Raw genomic sequence first — 15,752 nt, 5'->3', positions numbered from 1 at the left:
TAAGCCATTAAGCGGGCAACGCGAACGGCACACCGGCGGATGTCCCCGTCGGCACCGGGTATCCCGCTGCCGTCTCCGGTGTAATCACATGCACCGGCAGGCCCAGCGTCGTTTCGATCAGATCGGCACGCATCACTTCGCGCGGCGTGCCGGTGGCGAGAATGCGTCCGTCGGCCAGCAACGCCATACGGTCGGCGTGACGCGCCGCGAGATTCACGTCGTGCACGATGGCCATCGCACCGAATCCCCACGACTTTGCCAACGTTCGCGTAAGCGACAGCAGATGATGCTGATGGGCGAGGTCGAGCGCCGCCGTCGGTTCGTCGAGCAGCAGGTAGCGCGGCACCGACGGGGCCGACGCGCTCTCGTTCGGACCGTCGGGCCATAACTGCGCGAGCACCCGCGCGAACTGCACGCGTGCCCATTCCCCGCCTGAGAGCGTCATCACGTCGCGATGCATCAGCGACAGCGCACCGGCCTGTTCGAGGGCGAGTGCGGCAATCTCCGTGTCGCTGCGGCTCGCCTTCGGAAACGGCAGACGACCCATCGTTACGATCTCCAGCGCACTGAAGGGAAACGACAACTGCGCCGTTTGCGGCAGCACGGCGCGCAGACGTGCGAGCGCCGCCGTCGAGTATTGCGAGAGCAGCGCACCGTTGAGCATGATCGCGCCGCTCATGTGCGTGCGCGGCGGCAACGGCTCGCCCGCCAGCGCCTTGAGCAGGGTGCTTTTACCCGCACCGTTCCGGCCGAGCAACACAAGCAACTCGCCGGGACGGACGTCGAGCGAAAGGCCGTCGAGCACGGGCGAATCCGAGTGGGCGATGGTGAGGTCGTAGGCACTGAGCATGGCGATGTCCTGATGTTGGCTGATGTCGTCGGCGGTCACAGACCGAACTGCCCGCGGCGTCGCCACAGCAGCATGAGGAAGAAGGGGGCGCCGAGCAGCGCCGTCAGAATGCCCAACGGCAATTCGGCAGGCGCGACCCATGTGCGGGCAACGAGGTCGGCGAGCAACGTCAGAATCGCGCCGAAGAGGGCCGCCGCAGGCAGCACCGCGCGCGGGTCAGGGCCGACCACCAGACGCACGATGTGCGGCGCGATCAGACCGATGAAACCGATCATGCCGCTTGACGCCACCAACGCGCCCACGCACAACGCGCACGCCACCATCACGCGCCGCTTGACCGATTGCACCGCCACGCCGAGGTGCAGCGCTTCGGCTTCCCCGAGCAGCAACGCATTGAGCGAGCGGCACTGCGAGGCGAGGGCGACGATGCCCAGCGCGACCGGCCACACGATCACCGCGAGCATCGACCATTGCGCGCCGCCGAGACTGCCCAGCGTCCAGAAGGTGAGCGTGCGCAATTGCGTATCGTTTGCGAGATACGTCAGCAAGCCGATGGCGGCCCCGGAGACAGCATTGATTGCGATACCTGCGAGCAAGAGCAACGGCAGGGCGAGACGGCCGCGTCCGGCGGCCAGACGATAGACGAGTGCCGTAACCCCCAGCGCACCCACGAACGCCGCCAGCGGCAGCATCCACAAGCCGAGCGAGGCCGCGAGCGCGGCAGGCAGCAACACGCCGCCGAGCACGATCACGCCAGCCGCACCGAGCGCCGCGCCGCTCGCCACGCCGATCAGCCCCGGGTCGGCCAGCGGATTGCGAAAGAGCGCCTGCAACGCGGCACCGGCCGCGCCGAAGCCTGCGCCGACAAGAACGCCCAGCACGATGCGCGGCAAACGGATCTGCAACATCACGTTGCGCGCCTGATCCTGCGCAAAGTCGCCCGTCGCGCCGCGGAACAAGGCGGTGATGGCGTCGGCGGGAGCGATACGATATGCGCCGCCACACAACGCGGCCAGCACGGCGGCGGCGAGCAGGCCGACGAGTACCGTCATGACGATCCAGCGCGGCGGACGCCGACGTGCAGCACCGGTGTGGCGCGGCACATCAGGACGGTCGGTCGAGACATTCGGCGTCGCTGCACGGCTGCGGCTGGACGCGCTCGAAGAACTCGACGTGTGTGACGACATGGGCTTCGGAATCGGAGGAGCGGCTGACATGGCAACGATGACTGGCGAGTGGCTGGCGAATGACGGGTTCGGGGCTGGAGGACCGGGATTGGCGTGACGTCACGAAGTCGCTCACAACGTCACGCCACGCTCACGCAGCGGCCCTCAGGCGGTATGCACGCGCCTGGCAAGCTCCGCGACCGCCTGAGGCAGACGCGGGCCAAAGCCGAGCAGATACAGAGCGTCGAAACTGACGACGCGTCTGGCACGACCCGCCGGTGTGTTGGCGAGTCCCGGCTGCGCGAGCAGCGCTGCGGCCGGGTCGGCGGGCGACGGTCCCGTCGTGGTCGTGAGCAGCACGTCGGGCTGCGCCGCGACAGCGGCTTCGGCGGTCAGCGGACGGTAGCCGTTGAACCCGCGCAGCGCGTTCTCGGCACCGGCGTAAGCCAGCATCGCATCGGCGGCGGTGTCCTGCCCCGCGACCATGACCTGATTGCCTGTATGACCGAGGATGAACAGCACGCGCGGACGCTTCTGAATGCCGTACATCTCCTCGACCTTGCCCCGCACCTGAATCCAGTCGGACATGAAGCGGCCTGCCACGCGTATGCCTTCGTCGTTCAGTTTCATTGCGCTCGCGACACCGCGAATGTTGTCGCGCACCAGCTCAGCCGTATAACCGTGCTTGAAGTGCTGCACGGTCACGCCTGCGGCCGCAATCTGCGAGAGCACGTTGGGCGGCCCGGCTTCGGCCCCCGCGAGCAACAGATCGGGATGCAGCGAGAGCACACCCTCGGCCGAGAGCGTGCGCAGGTAGCCGATCTTGGGCAGCTTGGTCGCCGCTTCCGGATACAGGCTCGTCAGATCGTTGGCGATCACGCGATTCTGCGCGCCGAGCGCGTAGACGATTTCCGTCAGCGCGCCACCGGCGACGATCACGCGCTTCGGGCCGTCCTTGGCGACGGAGGCATCCGTCGCCGCATGCGCTGCGCCAACGAGGGCATGCGGGAGCAGCGCGCCGAGCCATGCGCCGGCGGCGAGCGTCGCGCCACCGCCGAGCAGGGTGCGACGCGAGAGGCGAAGCGCGCCGCGTGCGTCGTTAGGTTTGTTCACGCCGGGTTTCACGCTGATGCCTCCGCGACCCCTTGCGAACCCTCCACACGCACCAGCGTCGCGCGCCAGTCTTCGCGTTCTGCCTGCCCCGGCTTGCGCTCGCCGAAGAACATGGCGATCACCATGCCCGAGGCGTCGAGCAGTTCGAGCGACGAGACGATGCCGTCCGCCGTCGGCTTGCGCACGATCCACGCGGTGTCGACGATGTCTTCGCGCAGGTGCAGATTGAAGCCCGGATCGAGGATGTTGACCCACGGGCCCATCATGCGAATGTTCTTCACCGGGCCGGTGTGGATCTGGATCATGCCCGCATTGCCGACGAACACCATGATCGGCAGATCGGTACCGGCGGCATCTTCGAGCAGCGTACGCACGGAGGCGGACGACACGCGCTGTGCATGACCGGCGGGCGCGAGGCGCAATGCCTGCGCGCGCGACACACCGTGGCGCTTGAGCATGTCGAAGAACTGATGCGTGTCGGTCATCGCAAGCCAGTCGCGCTGGAAGGCGTCGGCGTCGATATCGGCGTCGGGGGTCTCGGCCTTCGGGGCGTCGGCAGCGACAACGTGCTGACCCGGCGTCTGATCGTCCGCGCGGAAACGGGCGACGAGCGCTTCGAAGGCGGCGACGTCGCTGTGATCGCGCAGGAACATCTTGTGCACGGCGGTGCCCGACTTGTCGAAGAATTGCAGCGAGCGGCGCGGGCCGTTTTCCGCCGGTGTTTCGACGGCGTAACCGTAGGCCCATTGGTGATAGAAGATGCGCAGGTCGAGGTCTTTGCCCAGACCGAGACCGATGGTGCCCTGATGCGAGAGCTTTTCGTACTGACCGTCCTTCTCGTGGACGGCGGCGTTATTGCGCGTGAGCGCCATGACGCGTCCGAGCGCAGGCAGCGCCTCGACGATCTCGACGAATTCCGGACGCAGGCGCACGACGTGCTCGCCGACGAATGCCGCGACTGTCTCCCCTTCGGACACACCGAGCGCGGCGGCGGCGTCGCGATCGCGCAGGTTCTGTTCCGTCTTCACTCGTTGGAATTCGCTGCGCAGACGGGTGACGTCGGCGAGCGCGGGGAATGCCGGGCGGGCGGTGGAAGTGGCGTTTTGAGCGTTCATCATGGCGATTCCTTGAATAGCGTGTTTGCTGGCGATAGCGGATGGCTGGCATGCGCCGACGGGGTGAAGCTCACACGTTGAGCGACTTGCGTCGGCGCGGTTCTGACGACCGATCCCGAAGGATCAGTACTGAAGCTTCAGGCTCACAGCCACGCTGCGACCCGGTGCCGAATAGGCGTCCTTGACGTTGGAGTTGTCGGCGAGGTTGCGAACGTCCGACCAGTTCCAGTACTTGCGGTCGAACACGTTGTAGATCCCGGCGTACACCGTGGCGTGCTTGTTGATGTGATAGCCGCCGGACAAGTCGAACACGATGGAGGTCGGCGGCGCCCAGCAGTTCTGGTTCTGCTGCGTACCGGCCGTGCACGTCTTCGCGATCTGGCTTTGCGACTTCGCGGCCTGGAACATCAGGTCGGCCTGCGCGAACCACGTGCTGTTCGGCTCGTAGCGCACACCCAGAACCATCGAGAACGGGTTGATGGTGTTGAGCGGCTGGCTCGCCGCGCCGTTGTCTTCCGTCGTGCCGTGCGCGTACGCCATGGCGGTGCGCAACGTAATGCCGCCCTTGAGCGCCCACGTCGCACGGCCTTCCCAACCCTGGATGTTGGCGCGGCTGAAGTTGACGTACTGATAGATGAGCGGATCGTTCGGACGGCCCGAGCCGCTGATGTTCTGCTGCGAGATGAAGTTACGGTATTTACCCGCGAACACGGCGGTGCTGTACGTCACCGGGCCGAGGGTGGTCGCCAGACGGCCGCGCAAACCCAGCTCGATGGTGTCGCTCGTCTCGGGCTTGAGGTTCGGGTTCGCGATCGACATGTAACCGAAGATCGGATTCGAGAAGCCGTTGTTCACCTGGTCGGGCGTCGGCGTGCGGAAGCCGCGCGCGTATTGCACGTACGGAATCAGCGATGGCGCGATCTCGTACATCACCGCGATGCGCGGCGAGAAGGCGGAGTCGTTCGACGACGTCGGCTGCACGCGTGCGCCCGATGCCGTCTGCGAGACGTACAGCGGGTCATTCTGCTTGGGCGAGAGCCAGTAGGCGTCGTAACGGATACCCGGCGTGACGGTCAGCGCGCCGTAGCGGATTTCGTCCTGAAGGAACGCGCCGAAGAGCGTGTAGTTCGTGTCCGGGAAGGCCTTGTTCGGGAACGACTCGCCCACGCCAGGCACGGTGCCGTTACGGTAGCTCGTGATGTAGGCCAGGCTCGCATCGGTGCCGTACACCAGCTTGTGCGCGAGCGGGCCGGTGGTGAAGTTGCTTTCCGCTTGCAGCGAGCCGCCCACGGTGCGTTCCTTGTACGTGTTGTCGCGCGTACGGTCGCCCGCCGTGCGTTTTTCGTACGAGTACTGGCTGTTCTTCGCGTCCTGGAAGTACACCAGCGCATGTGCGTTCTGGACGTATGCCTGCGAGGCGTCGTTGAAGTCGTAATCGAGGCTGACGCGGTTGCGCTCCAGACGATCGCTCGTATGCAGGCCGAGCGTCGTGGGCGGATTGACGGCGGACAGCACGTCCGAATCGGTGCGACGGCGCACGTTTTCGGCGGTGAGCTTGAACGTGGAGAAGGGCGTGGCCTTGAAGACGAGCTTGCCGAGGACGGAGTCGCCGTTGGTGTCCTGCGGATTCGCCGTCGTACGCGCGGTGCTCGCAGAATTGTTCGAGCCCTTGCCGTCGAGTTCGTGGCCCTTGTTGCCGTCCACGATCAACATGCCTTGCCACTGTTCGCCACCCCATGCGGCCTGCGCGGTCATGCCGAAGCTGCGATCCATCGAGTTGTAGTACGGACGCAGCGAGAAGTAGGTGGACTTGCCGAACACATCGAGCAGGTCTTGCGGATCCTTGGTGAGGAAGTTGACGACGCCGGTCAGGCCGTCGCTGCCGTACAGCGACGATGCCGGGCCGCGCAGGATTTCGATGCGACGCAGCAGATCCATGCCCATGTAGTCGCCACGACCGGCTTCCAGCGGACCGAACGAGTACGAGGAGGGCATGCGGATGCCGTCTTCGAACAGCGCGACGCGATTACCTTCGAGGCCACGGATGTTGATGCTGGAGTTGCCATCGCGACCGCCACCTGCGGCAGCGGAGGCGGGACGGTACGGTGCACGACGCACGGTCACGCCGGGCTCGTAGCGCAGCGCTTCCTTGATGTCCTGCGCCTGCTGTTCCTCGATGTCCTGATCGGTGATGACCGAGATCGAGGCCGGCGTGCGTTCGCTGGCCGTCGGTGTGCGCGTTGCCGTCACGTTCACCTCTCGCAGATTGGCTTCGGCGAGCTGAATCGGTGCGTTGGGCGATGCCTGCGCGAGTTGAATCGTCTGGGCGGACTGGACGGGTTTGGCGGGCTGCGCCGAACCGTCGGCCGGGGCCTGTTGCGCGAAAGCGGCAGGCAGCCAGAACGCGGCAAGCACCGCGCCTGCGAGCGGATGCAGACGCCGACGTGACTCGGACGCCGGTTGGCGTCGCGAGGCTTCGGTTCGTGCGCCATGCATGGCGCTGGTTGAACCGTTGGCGCCGTGTTCCCGACGCATGGACATGACAAAGGCGCGGCCCCCGCCGCAAGACGACTGCTTCACTGCTGGCTCCCAGTGCAAAAAAACCCGTTGCTGGCTGGCGAGCGCTCGTGGCAATCGGCGTGTGAGCGGCGTCTCTCGACGCTTCACTACACGCTGGCAGGCGCGGCTGGCGAAAAAATCTCACGCCACCCGGCCGCATTGTTCGGCCTTGAGACGAAGAGCTTGGATAAAGACTTAAATGAGAATCATTTGCATTTTTAGCGAAGATCCTCCGGTCCGTCAAGAGGGGATGTTGCGCAATGTCAACGTATGGGAAGTTGCGGAAAGCCTACGGAAATTGCCGGACGTCAGATGGGCAGACTTGTGTCGAACTTGATTTCACGCAGTACAACGCTGGTTTTAACGTTAGAAACCGCAGGAAGACGGAAGATGTGCTCATGCAGAAAGGCGTCGTACGCCTTGATGTCCGGTGCCACGATCTTGAGGATGTAATCCGCCTCGCCGGTGGTGCTGTAGCACTCGGTGACTTCGGGGCAGGTGCGGATCTCGCGCTCGAACTGCTCCGTGCCGCCTTCCGTGTGACGCGTGAGTTGCACATGGGCGAGGGCGCACACATGCAGACCGAGCTTTTCCCGGTCGAGCAGCACCGTGTACCGCTGGATCACGCCACTTTGCTCCATGTCCTTGATGCGTCGCCAGCAAGGCGTCGCCGACAGGCCGACGTTTTCAGACAGTTCCTGTGCCGAACGGCGCGAGTCGATCTGCAGCAGACGCAGGATCTGCCGCGCAAAGTTGTCGAGTAATTCCATTTCCCTAAATCGCCTTTTGCGAAATGAACGTTTCTTATTGTGCGCCGAAAGGAGTGAAATAGTAAAAATCTTTCTCGGGCCTCCCCATACACTGCTTCCATAACCGACGCGTTCACGCGCTATGCGCAAAGGCGTCGAGACGAACAGAACAAATAACCCCGAAGCACCGCTGGCGAGTCGGTACACCGATGACGTTGCCAGCCGGACGCGGGGATCAGGAGATACCCGATGAATGCCCCCATGCGCGCCGCTCTTGCGACGCCCACGGCCAACCCTCTGGCCCATCCCGAATACCAGCTCTCCGACGCGCTTACCGCGCGTAGCGGTCAGATTTTCCTGACCGGTACGCAGGCGCTGGTGCGCATCCTGCTGATGCAACACCAGCTCGACGCCGCACGCGGCCTGAACACGGCTGGCTTTATCAGCGGCTATCGCGGCTCGCCGCTGGGCGGTGTGGACCAGCAACTGTGGAAGGCGAAGAAGCTGCTCGACGCGGCGAGCGTCAAGTTCCTGCCTGCGATCAACGAGGAACTGGGTGGCACGGCCGTGATGGGCACGCAGCGCGTCGAAGCGGACCCCGAGCGCACCGTCGAAGGCGTGTTCGGCATGTGGTACGGCAAGGGCCCCGGCGTGGACCGCGCGGGCGATGCGCTCAAGCACGGCAACGCATACGGCGCATCGCGTCATGGCGGCGTGCTCGTGGTGGCGGGCGACGATCACGGTTGCGTGTCGTCGTCTATGCCGCACCAGAGCGACTTCACGATGATGTCGTGGAGCATGCCGGTGCTCAATCCGGCCGATATCGGCGAACTGGTCGAGTTCGGTCTGTACGGCTACGCGCTGTCGCGATTCTCCGGTGCTTGGGCGGGCCTCAAGGCCATCTCCGAGACGGTCGAGTCGCGTGGCACCGTCGATCTGGACAAGATCCGCACCGACTGGGCCGAGCCGCTCGACTACGTGGCACCGGCGGGCGGTCTGCACAATCGCTGGCCCGATCTGCCGAGTCTGGCGCTCGAAGCGCGTCTTGCGGACAAGCTCGACGCCGTGCGCGCCTTCTCGCGCGTGAACAGCATCGACAAGTGGATTGCTCCGGCACCCGACGCCGACATCGGCATCGTGACCTGCGGCAAGGCGCATCTGGATCTGATGGAGACGCTGCGCCGTCTGGACATCACCGTCGACGACCTCGCGGCGGCCGGTGTGCGCATTTACAAGGTGGGGCAGTCGTTCCCGCTGGACATGTCTCGTCTGGACACCTTCGTCGCCGGACTGAAGGAAATCCTCGTGATCGAGGAGAAGGGCCCGGTCGTCGAGCAGCAGATCAAGCAGTACCTGTACAACCGCACCACGGGCACGCGTCCCGTCGTGCTCGGCAAGACCGACGCCGAAGGCCGTACGTTGCTCTCCGCGCTGGGCGAGCTGCGTCCGTCGCGCGTGCTGCCGGTGTTTGCCGACTGGCTGGCGAAGCATCGTCCGACGCTGGACCGACGCGCGCGCGTGGTCGATCTCGTCGCGCACGACATCCTGTCGAATGCGGCCGACGGCGTGCGTCGCGTGCCGTACTTCTGTTCGGGCTGCCCGCACAACACGTCGACGAAGGTGCCCGAGGGGTCCATCGCGCAGGCGGGCATCGGCTGTCACTTCATGGCGTCGTGGATGGATCGCGACACAACCGGGCTGATCCAGATGGGTGGCGAGGGCGTGGACTGGGCGGCGCATTCGCACTTTACGAAGCGTGCGCACGTCTTCCAGAATCTGGGCGACGGCACGTACTTCCACTCGGGGCTGCTGGCGATTCGTCAGGCGGTCGCGTCGAAGGCGAACATCACCTACAAGATCCTCTACAACGATGCCGTGGCGATGACGGGTGGACAGCCGGTCGACGGCTCCATTTCCGTGCCGCAGATCGCGCGTCAGGTGGAAGCCGAAGGCATTGCCAAGCTGGTCGTGGTGAGCGACGAGCCGGAGAAGTACATCGGCCACGAAGGGCAATTCCCGAAGGGCACGACGTTCCATCACCGCAGCGAACTCGACGCCGTGCAGCGCGAACTGCGCGAGATTCCCGGCGCGACCGTGCTGATCTACGACCAGACGTGTGCGGCCGAGAAGCGTCGCCGTCGCAAGAAAAACGAATTCCCGAATCCGGATCGACGTCTGTTCATCAACGAAGCCGTTTGTGAGGGCTGCGGCGATTGCGGCGTGGCGTCGAACTGCCTGTCGGTCGAACCGGTGGAAACGGCGATGGGGCGCAAGCGTCGCATCGATCAGTCGTCGTGCAACAAGGACTTCTCCTGCGTGAACGGCTTCTGCCCGAGCTTTGTTTCGGTCAAGGGCGCGCAGTTGAAGAAGGCGCTGGCCGCAGCATTCGATCAGGCCGCTTTCGAGGGACGTCTGAACGCGCTGCCGCAGCCGGTGGCGCTCGCGGGCGATGCCCCGTTCGACATCATGGTCACGGGCGTGGGCGGCACGGGCGTGGTGACGATCGGCGCGCTGATTACGATGGCCGCGCATCTGGAAGGCAAGAGCGCGTCGGTGCTCGACTTCATGGGCTTCGCGCAGAAGGGCGGTGCTGTGCTGTCGTTCGTGCGATTCGCGAACACGCCGCAAGCGCTCAATCAGGTGCGTATCGACACGCAGCAGGCCGACGTGCTGCTCGCGTGCGACATGGTGGTGGGCGCGAGTGCCGATGCGTTGCAGACGGTGCGCCGCGACCGCACGCGCGTGGTCGTCAACACGCACGCCATTCCGAATGCGACCTTCGTGCAGAACCCGGACGCGAATCTACACGCGGGGGCGCTGCTGGAGAAGATGCGTCACGCGGCAGGCAACGACAAGCTCGACGCTTGCGACGCGCAAGCCCTCGCACAGCGCTTCCTCGGCGACACGATGGGTTCGAACATCATCATGCTCGGCTATGCGTGGCAACTGGGTCTGGTGCCGGTCTCGCTGCATGCGCTGCAACGCGCCATCGAACTGAACAACGTGGCTGTGCCGATGAACCATCTGGCGCTGGCGATCGGTCGTCTTGCCGCAGGCGATCCTGCTGCGCTGACGGAAACGACCGCCAAGGCGACGCACGCGCCGATGCATGCACCGGTTGCCGACGACATGACGTTCGACGCGCTCGTCGCACATCGTGTGGACTTGCTGACGCAGTACCAGAGCGCGGCATACGCCTCGCAATTCACGGGGTTCGTGAAGCAGGTGGTCGATGCGGAAACGCGTGTGGCCGGTGCGCCGGGACGTCTGTCGCGTGCCGTAGCTCAGCAGCTCTCGCGTCTCATGGCCTACAAGGACGAGTATGAAGTGGCGCGTCTGTACGCTGCCACGACGTTCACCGATGCGTTGGGTGAGGCGTTCGAAGGCAAGCCGGGCAGCGACTTCCGTCTGGAATTCCACATGGCGCCGCCGCTCATCGCGCGTGGCAAGGACGGCGGTGTACCGAAGAAGGTGACGATCGGACCGTGGCTCTGGCCGGTGCTGCGCGGCATGGCGAAGCTGCGTGGTCTGCGCGGCGGCGCGCTCGACGTCTTCGGCTACACGCTGGAGCGTCGCATGGAGCGTCAGCTGATCGCCGACTATCGCACGACGATGGAGCGCGTGCTGGCCGGTCTCTCGGCCGACACGCTGGCCGACGCGATTGCGCTGGCCGAAGCCCCGGCGAAGATCCGTGGTTACGGGCACGTGAAGCTGGCGAACCTGGCGATGGCCAAGCGCGTGGAAGCGACGATTGCGGGCCGTCTGGGCGTGACGCCGGCCACCGGCGACGCCGTCGAACAGGCCCTCGCTCACGCGCGCAGCAGCGGGAAGTCGCTTAAGGGCATTCCGGTGGTGACGTCGCGGTAAGTAGCAGAATTTTTTTCGCTGTTCGCAGCAGGAATGATTTGGTTTGAGACGAAAACGACGGTGGAGCAAGCGATACGATTCGCTGTTCCACCGTCGTTTTTTTGTTGGTCGCGCCGCTTACTCCAGTGACAATCGGCGAGTTTAGGGAAGCGGCTCAGTGGATCGACGGAGAGCGTGAGACCGGGACCATTCGTGCAAATATCCCAAGGCCAATGGCGGTCATGCCTGAGCACAAGAAAACAAACTCAACGCTAGTCACGTTTGATAGAGCGCCCCCGAGCAGAGGCGCGACGATCATCAGAAGCAATTGGAGGCTTCTGCCCGTAGACGTGACCGTTCCCAATACTTCGCGCGGACAATATTGTTGGAACATGAGCATCACCAACATAACCCCCAGTCCATACCCGAATCCGTTGCCGATCCATAACGAGAACATCGCAAAGACGGGCACTTCGGTTTGTGCGAACACCATTGCTGCGGGCGTCAGTACGGTTAAGCCGAAGAGTATCGACGACACAGTTAACAGAGTGGTCGGAGAACATCTCTTGATTGCGCTTTTGAAGGCCAGTGAGCCAATGATGGCACCCGCTGCGGTACATCCCACGATGCTGCCAAAAGTGCCGTCGGGATAACCCCTCGCCTTGAGAAACAGGGCTAGCAAAGCGTCGTAAAAGCCCAAAACGAATGCCTGGCAAAGCGTAATTGTGAATACGCGTCGTAGAAGGGGGTGGTCCCGCAGTACGGTATGGAACACTGCCCACACAGGACGTCCGTGGATGTTGACTCTGACCGGCTTCGTGGACACTTCGCGGCCTGGAAGCAGAACGACACCCGCAAGTCCAAGTGCAGCGGACAGTGCGAATCCTGGCAAATGCCATGCTGCTAGCATCGCCGCAACGAGTGGTGCGAAGAGCTTGGCCATCTGGTCGATCAAGGTAACCTTGCTAGTGTTTCCGGCAAGCGCATCATTGGAAAGCAAGCGGCGAAACAACTGCTGTTCGGCTGGGCCGGGAACCAGATTGGCTAGCCCTTTCATCGCCACGCAAATCAGGAATAGTTGAAGTGTGGGTGCGAGCAAAAGGGCTATCGCGGTGACCGCGCGAACGACATAGCTCCAACGAAGCATGACCCAGGGACAATGACGGTCAACGAAGGCACCGATCCATGGACCGGCGAGAACGCCAGGAACTCCGTAAAACGTCATGGCTAGTCCAATGACTACAGCATCGGCATCCCAGCGAAATGCGAGACTCTCGAAAATCAATGTGAAGTCTATCCATAGGATCGACGCTCCAACCGCGCGGGACGCTAGCAGACGAGAATAGCTCTGTGCGCGAGAGGTGTGTTTCAAGGCTGATCTCTAGGTGTCAATGTTGCATCCTGCTTACGCATGTAAAGGCTTCTTCCGACGACGAAGCCGTCTAACCCGACGTCCAAAGCAAAGCGGGCTAGATCCGACGCTCTGTTGATGAATCCTGTTCCATTGAAATTCAGCGACGTGTTGCAAAGGACGCCAAACCCCGAAAGTTTGCGAAATTCGCAAAGAACTTCATGAAGCGCGGGGTTTTGTTCAATCGATAACGTTTGGACCCGGGCTGAGCCATCAACGTGGGTGACTGCGGGCAGGTGAGTACCCAATACGCGCCGGAAGTGGAGCATATAAGGACTTGGCGTAGCAGGAAGGAAGTGTTCGGAGACCTCTTCCTCGCGGCAAATGGGAGCAATTGGCCGGAATCCTTCACGTCGCTTCAGCCGATTAATTCTTTCGAGCGTCCCCCGATTCGATGGGCTGGCGAGAATTGAGCGATTTCCCAGTGCACGTGGTCCGATTTCCGCGTTTCCGTTTGCCCATCCGAGGATCGCGCCGGCATGAAGATGTTTGGCTATCTCACATGGAGTAGCGGGAGTCAGATGGAAGTCTGCATGCTCTAGTTCATCCAGAACGAAGGCGGGGCCGGAATATACAGACCACTTTATCTTGGCCGAACCAGTCAAATGAAACTGTGCGTCTGCAGCCGTGCCGATGGCGGAACCGCTATCGTTCGCACAAGGAGGAACAAATACGTCCGAGAACATTCCGGAATCTTCCAAAGCAGAATTCCATTCACAGTTCAGGCCGCATCCGCCAGAAATCAGTAAAGGTGCGCGTTGTATTACACAGTCGCGAATTGCAGATTCAAAGTGCTTGTAGATTGCATCGGAAATAAGGCGCGCCAATCGCTTTCCTGCATTCGACGTCACTCCGCAATTGTGCTGCGAGAATTCCTGAAAATCGGCTTTTACAAACTTTGGGATCTCATCGGGGCGCGATAGCAACACATCGACCAACCGTTGCTCTTCCGGGGTCGGGTTGATGTGATCGCAGTAGGCCGCCAGTGCCATTAGTTTTCCTGCGTCGGATAATCTCACTGCACCAGGCTGTAGTTTGAAGGACGGGTCCATAAGGCCGTAAGCGAACGCATATCGAATTCCCGGTCCCCACATGACATCGCGTAGCAACTGAATATTCAGTGCCTCATCCACGTGATAGAAGCGGCCGATATGGCCCTCCCATACCAACGCATAACACGCGGTTCCTTGAGGAAAAGGTGAAAGGGCGTATGCGCACATAATGTGCGACCGCTCGTGCGACGAAGAGAACAGCGTGGTTGACTGATCGAAAATGGTTACTGCTGTAGCGGGGGGCACTTGAAGCCCAATGTATCCGCTGCCAATCGATCTTGAGACACCTCCTCTCTTTTCCTCCCATCCGCTGATAGCGATGACGTCGGGAGCGGAACTCACCTCCTGCAACGCGCCAACCATCGACGATGGATCAAGTGCCGCATATCGGGCCGCAGAGTCTTTTTCAGCTTCGTGCGAGAACTGCAGAACCCCATCTCTGACAAATGCCGAGCAGCCATCGTGTCCCGGTTTGAACGAGAGAATTTTCATTGACTTTTCCTCTCGGAGAAATGTTTCATCGCCTCAATCGCATCGCGCGCGACTGCACCTTCGCCGTAGCCGGCACCCAGAAAAAAGAGGGCCGACTCTTTCACGCCATCGACCGCGAGAAGTGCGTTGACGTCAGTATCGATAAAGTAGCCGGTGACCCATGACTGGATGCCTAGTGCCGTCGATACCAATTGAAATGTTTGCGCTAGGCATCCCACATCCATTAGGGCAACACGGTAAGCGCGTGAGTGGGGGTATTTCCACCAAAGCTTGTCGAAGCGAGAGGTCACGAACACCCCATACGCTAGCTCTTTTGCAACCGTCTGGCCGCAGAGCAATCGGCAAACCGTATCGACACTCGGCGCATCTCCGACGTAGGAGAGCTCGTGGCGGATTGATCGATAGTGGTATACGCCGGGTGAAAGCCCGGAGACGTTGAGCGCGACGAGAAATGGTTCGCTGGGCTGCATGGATCCGCCAGAAGGCGAGGTGCGCCGATAGCCGACAGAGCGCATTCCTAACTGGGACAGGTCCATGCGCGAGCTTCCATGGACGGCACCGAATGTTGCCCACAGCGTATCTGCCACATCCTGAAGCGATACGGGACGGTTAATGAAGGCGCGGCAGGTGTATCGTGCCTTCAATGTTGTATCCAAATCCGCGCCGTCGATGTTGCGCGGGGCTGGGAGCGCCGTAATCGTTCCGCCGCGAAGTACTTCGTTGTCGGGAATCTTGTCGGATACAGAAGTGCAGTGCTCGATGTATCCCAAGTATGGAATTGCTTCCGGGACTTGTTCGCTCCTGGGTACCTGTGTGCCCACGTGGAACATCCTAGACAAGCAGTCCCATCCCCATGCTTTGGGGTCGGATGTGGATAGCAGGCCTGCCTCGGTTATCTCGGTATCGATTGCGTCGTCGCGACGTTCGGAGCCTGTAGCCAATTCGAGAAGTCTCGTCACATGCGCAGTGTCGACCTGATACTGCTTGTGATTTTGGTAGTCCCAGAGAACGAGTCGCCCGTCTAGAATTTTCAAGAACAATGTGGGTGTCATTGGTATATCTGTGCCTGAGACCGGACGCCGGGCCCAGCGTCCGTTGCAAGGTCTAATGCTTAGCTGTTCTTGGCCGGTGCAGTGTGCGGCGTGTTGTAGGCATCATTGGACTGGTTGGACAACGTGGGTTCGATCTGAATGAGTTGCATCTGGTTTTCTCCGTTAAGTGAGTTTTCCCGGTGCAGATGGCACTCGGGAGGCCGAATTCTGATATCCGTCGCCGGACGCCGCTATTCGATTTGAACGCCTCTTTTCGGTGCTCGCGAACGTGTCTGGTTAAGCCCATCTGGCGTCGGATGGGACCAATTTCTTGTTCGTTTTCGGCCTTCGTCCCCCAGCTTTTTATG

General features: G+C 62.2%; 11 protein-coding genes. 2 read left to right on the top strand and 9 right to left on the bottom strand.

All coding sequences use genetic code 11. From position 1 onward, the window contains the following. Positions 1–7: 7 nt before the first annotated feature. On the bottom strand, positions 8–850 hold the full coding sequence (locus PCO31010_RS07570) for a heme ABC transporter ATP-binding protein (protein ID WP_150664176.1): 843 nt from the start codon (positions 848–850) through the stop codon (positions 8–10). Positions 851–885: 35 nt separating this feature from the next. Next, positions 886–1,902, bottom strand: a complete 1,017-nt coding sequence (locus tag PCO31010_RS07565) for a FecCD family ABC transporter permease (RefSeq protein ID WP_150663720.1) — start codon at positions 1,900–1,902, stop codon at positions 886–888. Between PCO31010_RS07565 and PCO31010_RS26930 the strand changes: the two genes are divergently transcribed. Further along, positions 1,901–2,134 (top strand): hypothetical protein, encoded by a 234-nt coding sequence (locus PCO31010_RS26930; RefSeq protein WP_150663719.1) that lies wholly within the window; start codon positions 1,901–1,903, stop codon positions 2,132–2,134. The genes PCO31010_RS07565 and PCO31010_RS26930 overlap by 2 nt on opposite strands. A gap of 47 nt (positions 2,135–2,181) precedes the next feature. On the opposite strand, the gene PCO31010_RS07555 is transcribed toward PCO31010_RS26930, so the two are convergent. The 4 genes from PCO31010_RS07555 to PCO31010_RS07540 form a co-directional block, all read right to left on the bottom strand. Further along, on the bottom strand, positions 2,182–3,129 hold the full coding sequence (locus PCO31010_RS07555) for a heme/hemin ABC transporter substrate-binding protein (protein ID WP_150663718.1): 948 nt from the start codon (positions 3,127–3,129) through the stop codon (positions 2,182–2,184). 8 nt (positions 3,130–3,137) lie between these two features. After that, on the bottom strand, positions 3,138–4,247 hold the full coding sequence (locus PCO31010_RS07550; RefSeq protein WP_150663717.1) for a hemin-degrading factor: 1,110 nt from the start codon (positions 4,245–4,247) through the stop codon (positions 3,138–3,140). A gap of 120 nt (positions 4,248–4,367) precedes the next feature. Continuing rightward, positions 4,368–6,785 carry a TonB-dependent hemoglobin/transferrin/lactoferrin family receptor gene (locus tag PCO31010_RS07545; protein ID WP_246184499.1) on the bottom strand — a complete coding sequence of 806 codons (2,418 nt, stop codon included), beginning with the start codon at positions 6,783–6,785 and terminating at the stop codon, positions 4,368–4,370. Positions 6,786–7,111: 326 nt separating this feature from the next. Next, positions 7,112–7,573 carry an Lrp/AsnC family transcriptional regulator gene (locus PCO31010_RS07540; RefSeq protein WP_039394177.1) on the bottom strand — a complete coding sequence of 154 codons (462 nt, stop codon included), beginning with the start codon at positions 7,571–7,573 and terminating at the stop codon, positions 7,112–7,114. Between the two features lie 228 nt (positions 7,574–7,801). Here PCO31010_RS07540 and PCO31010_RS07535 point away from each other — a divergent pair, with 228 nt between their 5' ends. Then, the gene (locus PCO31010_RS07535; protein WP_150663716.1) at positions 7,802–11,419 is read left to right on the top strand and encodes an indolepyruvate ferredoxin oxidoreductase family protein; all 3,618 of its coding nucleotides are present in this window, start codon (positions 7,802–7,804) and stop codon (positions 11,417–11,419) included. Between the two features lie 154 nt (positions 11,420–11,573). Here PCO31010_RS07535 and PCO31010_RS07530 read toward each other — a convergent pair whose 3' ends face one another. The 3 genes from PCO31010_RS07530 to PCO31010_RS07520 are packed head-to-tail and all read right to left on the bottom strand — an operon-like array spanning position 11,574 to position 15,405. After that, entirely contained in the window at positions 11,574–12,770 is a 1,197-nt protein-coding gene (locus PCO31010_RS07530) for an MFS transporter (protein WP_150663715.1), read from the bottom strand. Continuing rightward, positions 12,767–14,353 carry a carbamoyltransferase C-terminal domain-containing protein gene (locus PCO31010_RS07525; protein WP_150663714.1) on the bottom strand — a complete coding sequence of 529 codons (1,587 nt, stop codon included), beginning with the start codon at positions 14,351–14,353 and terminating at the stop codon, positions 12,767–12,769. Before PCO31010_RS07525 ends, PCO31010_RS07530 begins: the two co-directional genes overlap by 4 nt. Then, positions 14,350–15,405 carry a SagB/ThcOx family dehydrogenase gene (locus PCO31010_RS07520; protein ID WP_150663713.1) on the bottom strand — a complete coding sequence of 352 codons (1,056 nt, stop codon included), beginning with the start codon at positions 15,403–15,405 and terminating at the stop codon, positions 14,350–14,352. Before PCO31010_RS07520 ends, PCO31010_RS07525 begins: the two co-directional genes overlap by 4 nt. Positions 15,406–15,752: the final 347 nt, after the last annotated feature.

It is taken from the genome of Pandoraea commovens (assembly GCF_902459615.1).
GTDB lineage: Bacteria > Pseudomonadota > Gammaproteobacteria > Burkholderiales > Burkholderiaceae > Pandoraea > Pandoraea commovens.
Note: the sequence above shows the minus strand (reverse complement) of the source record. Positions and strands in the feature narration are given on the sequence as shown.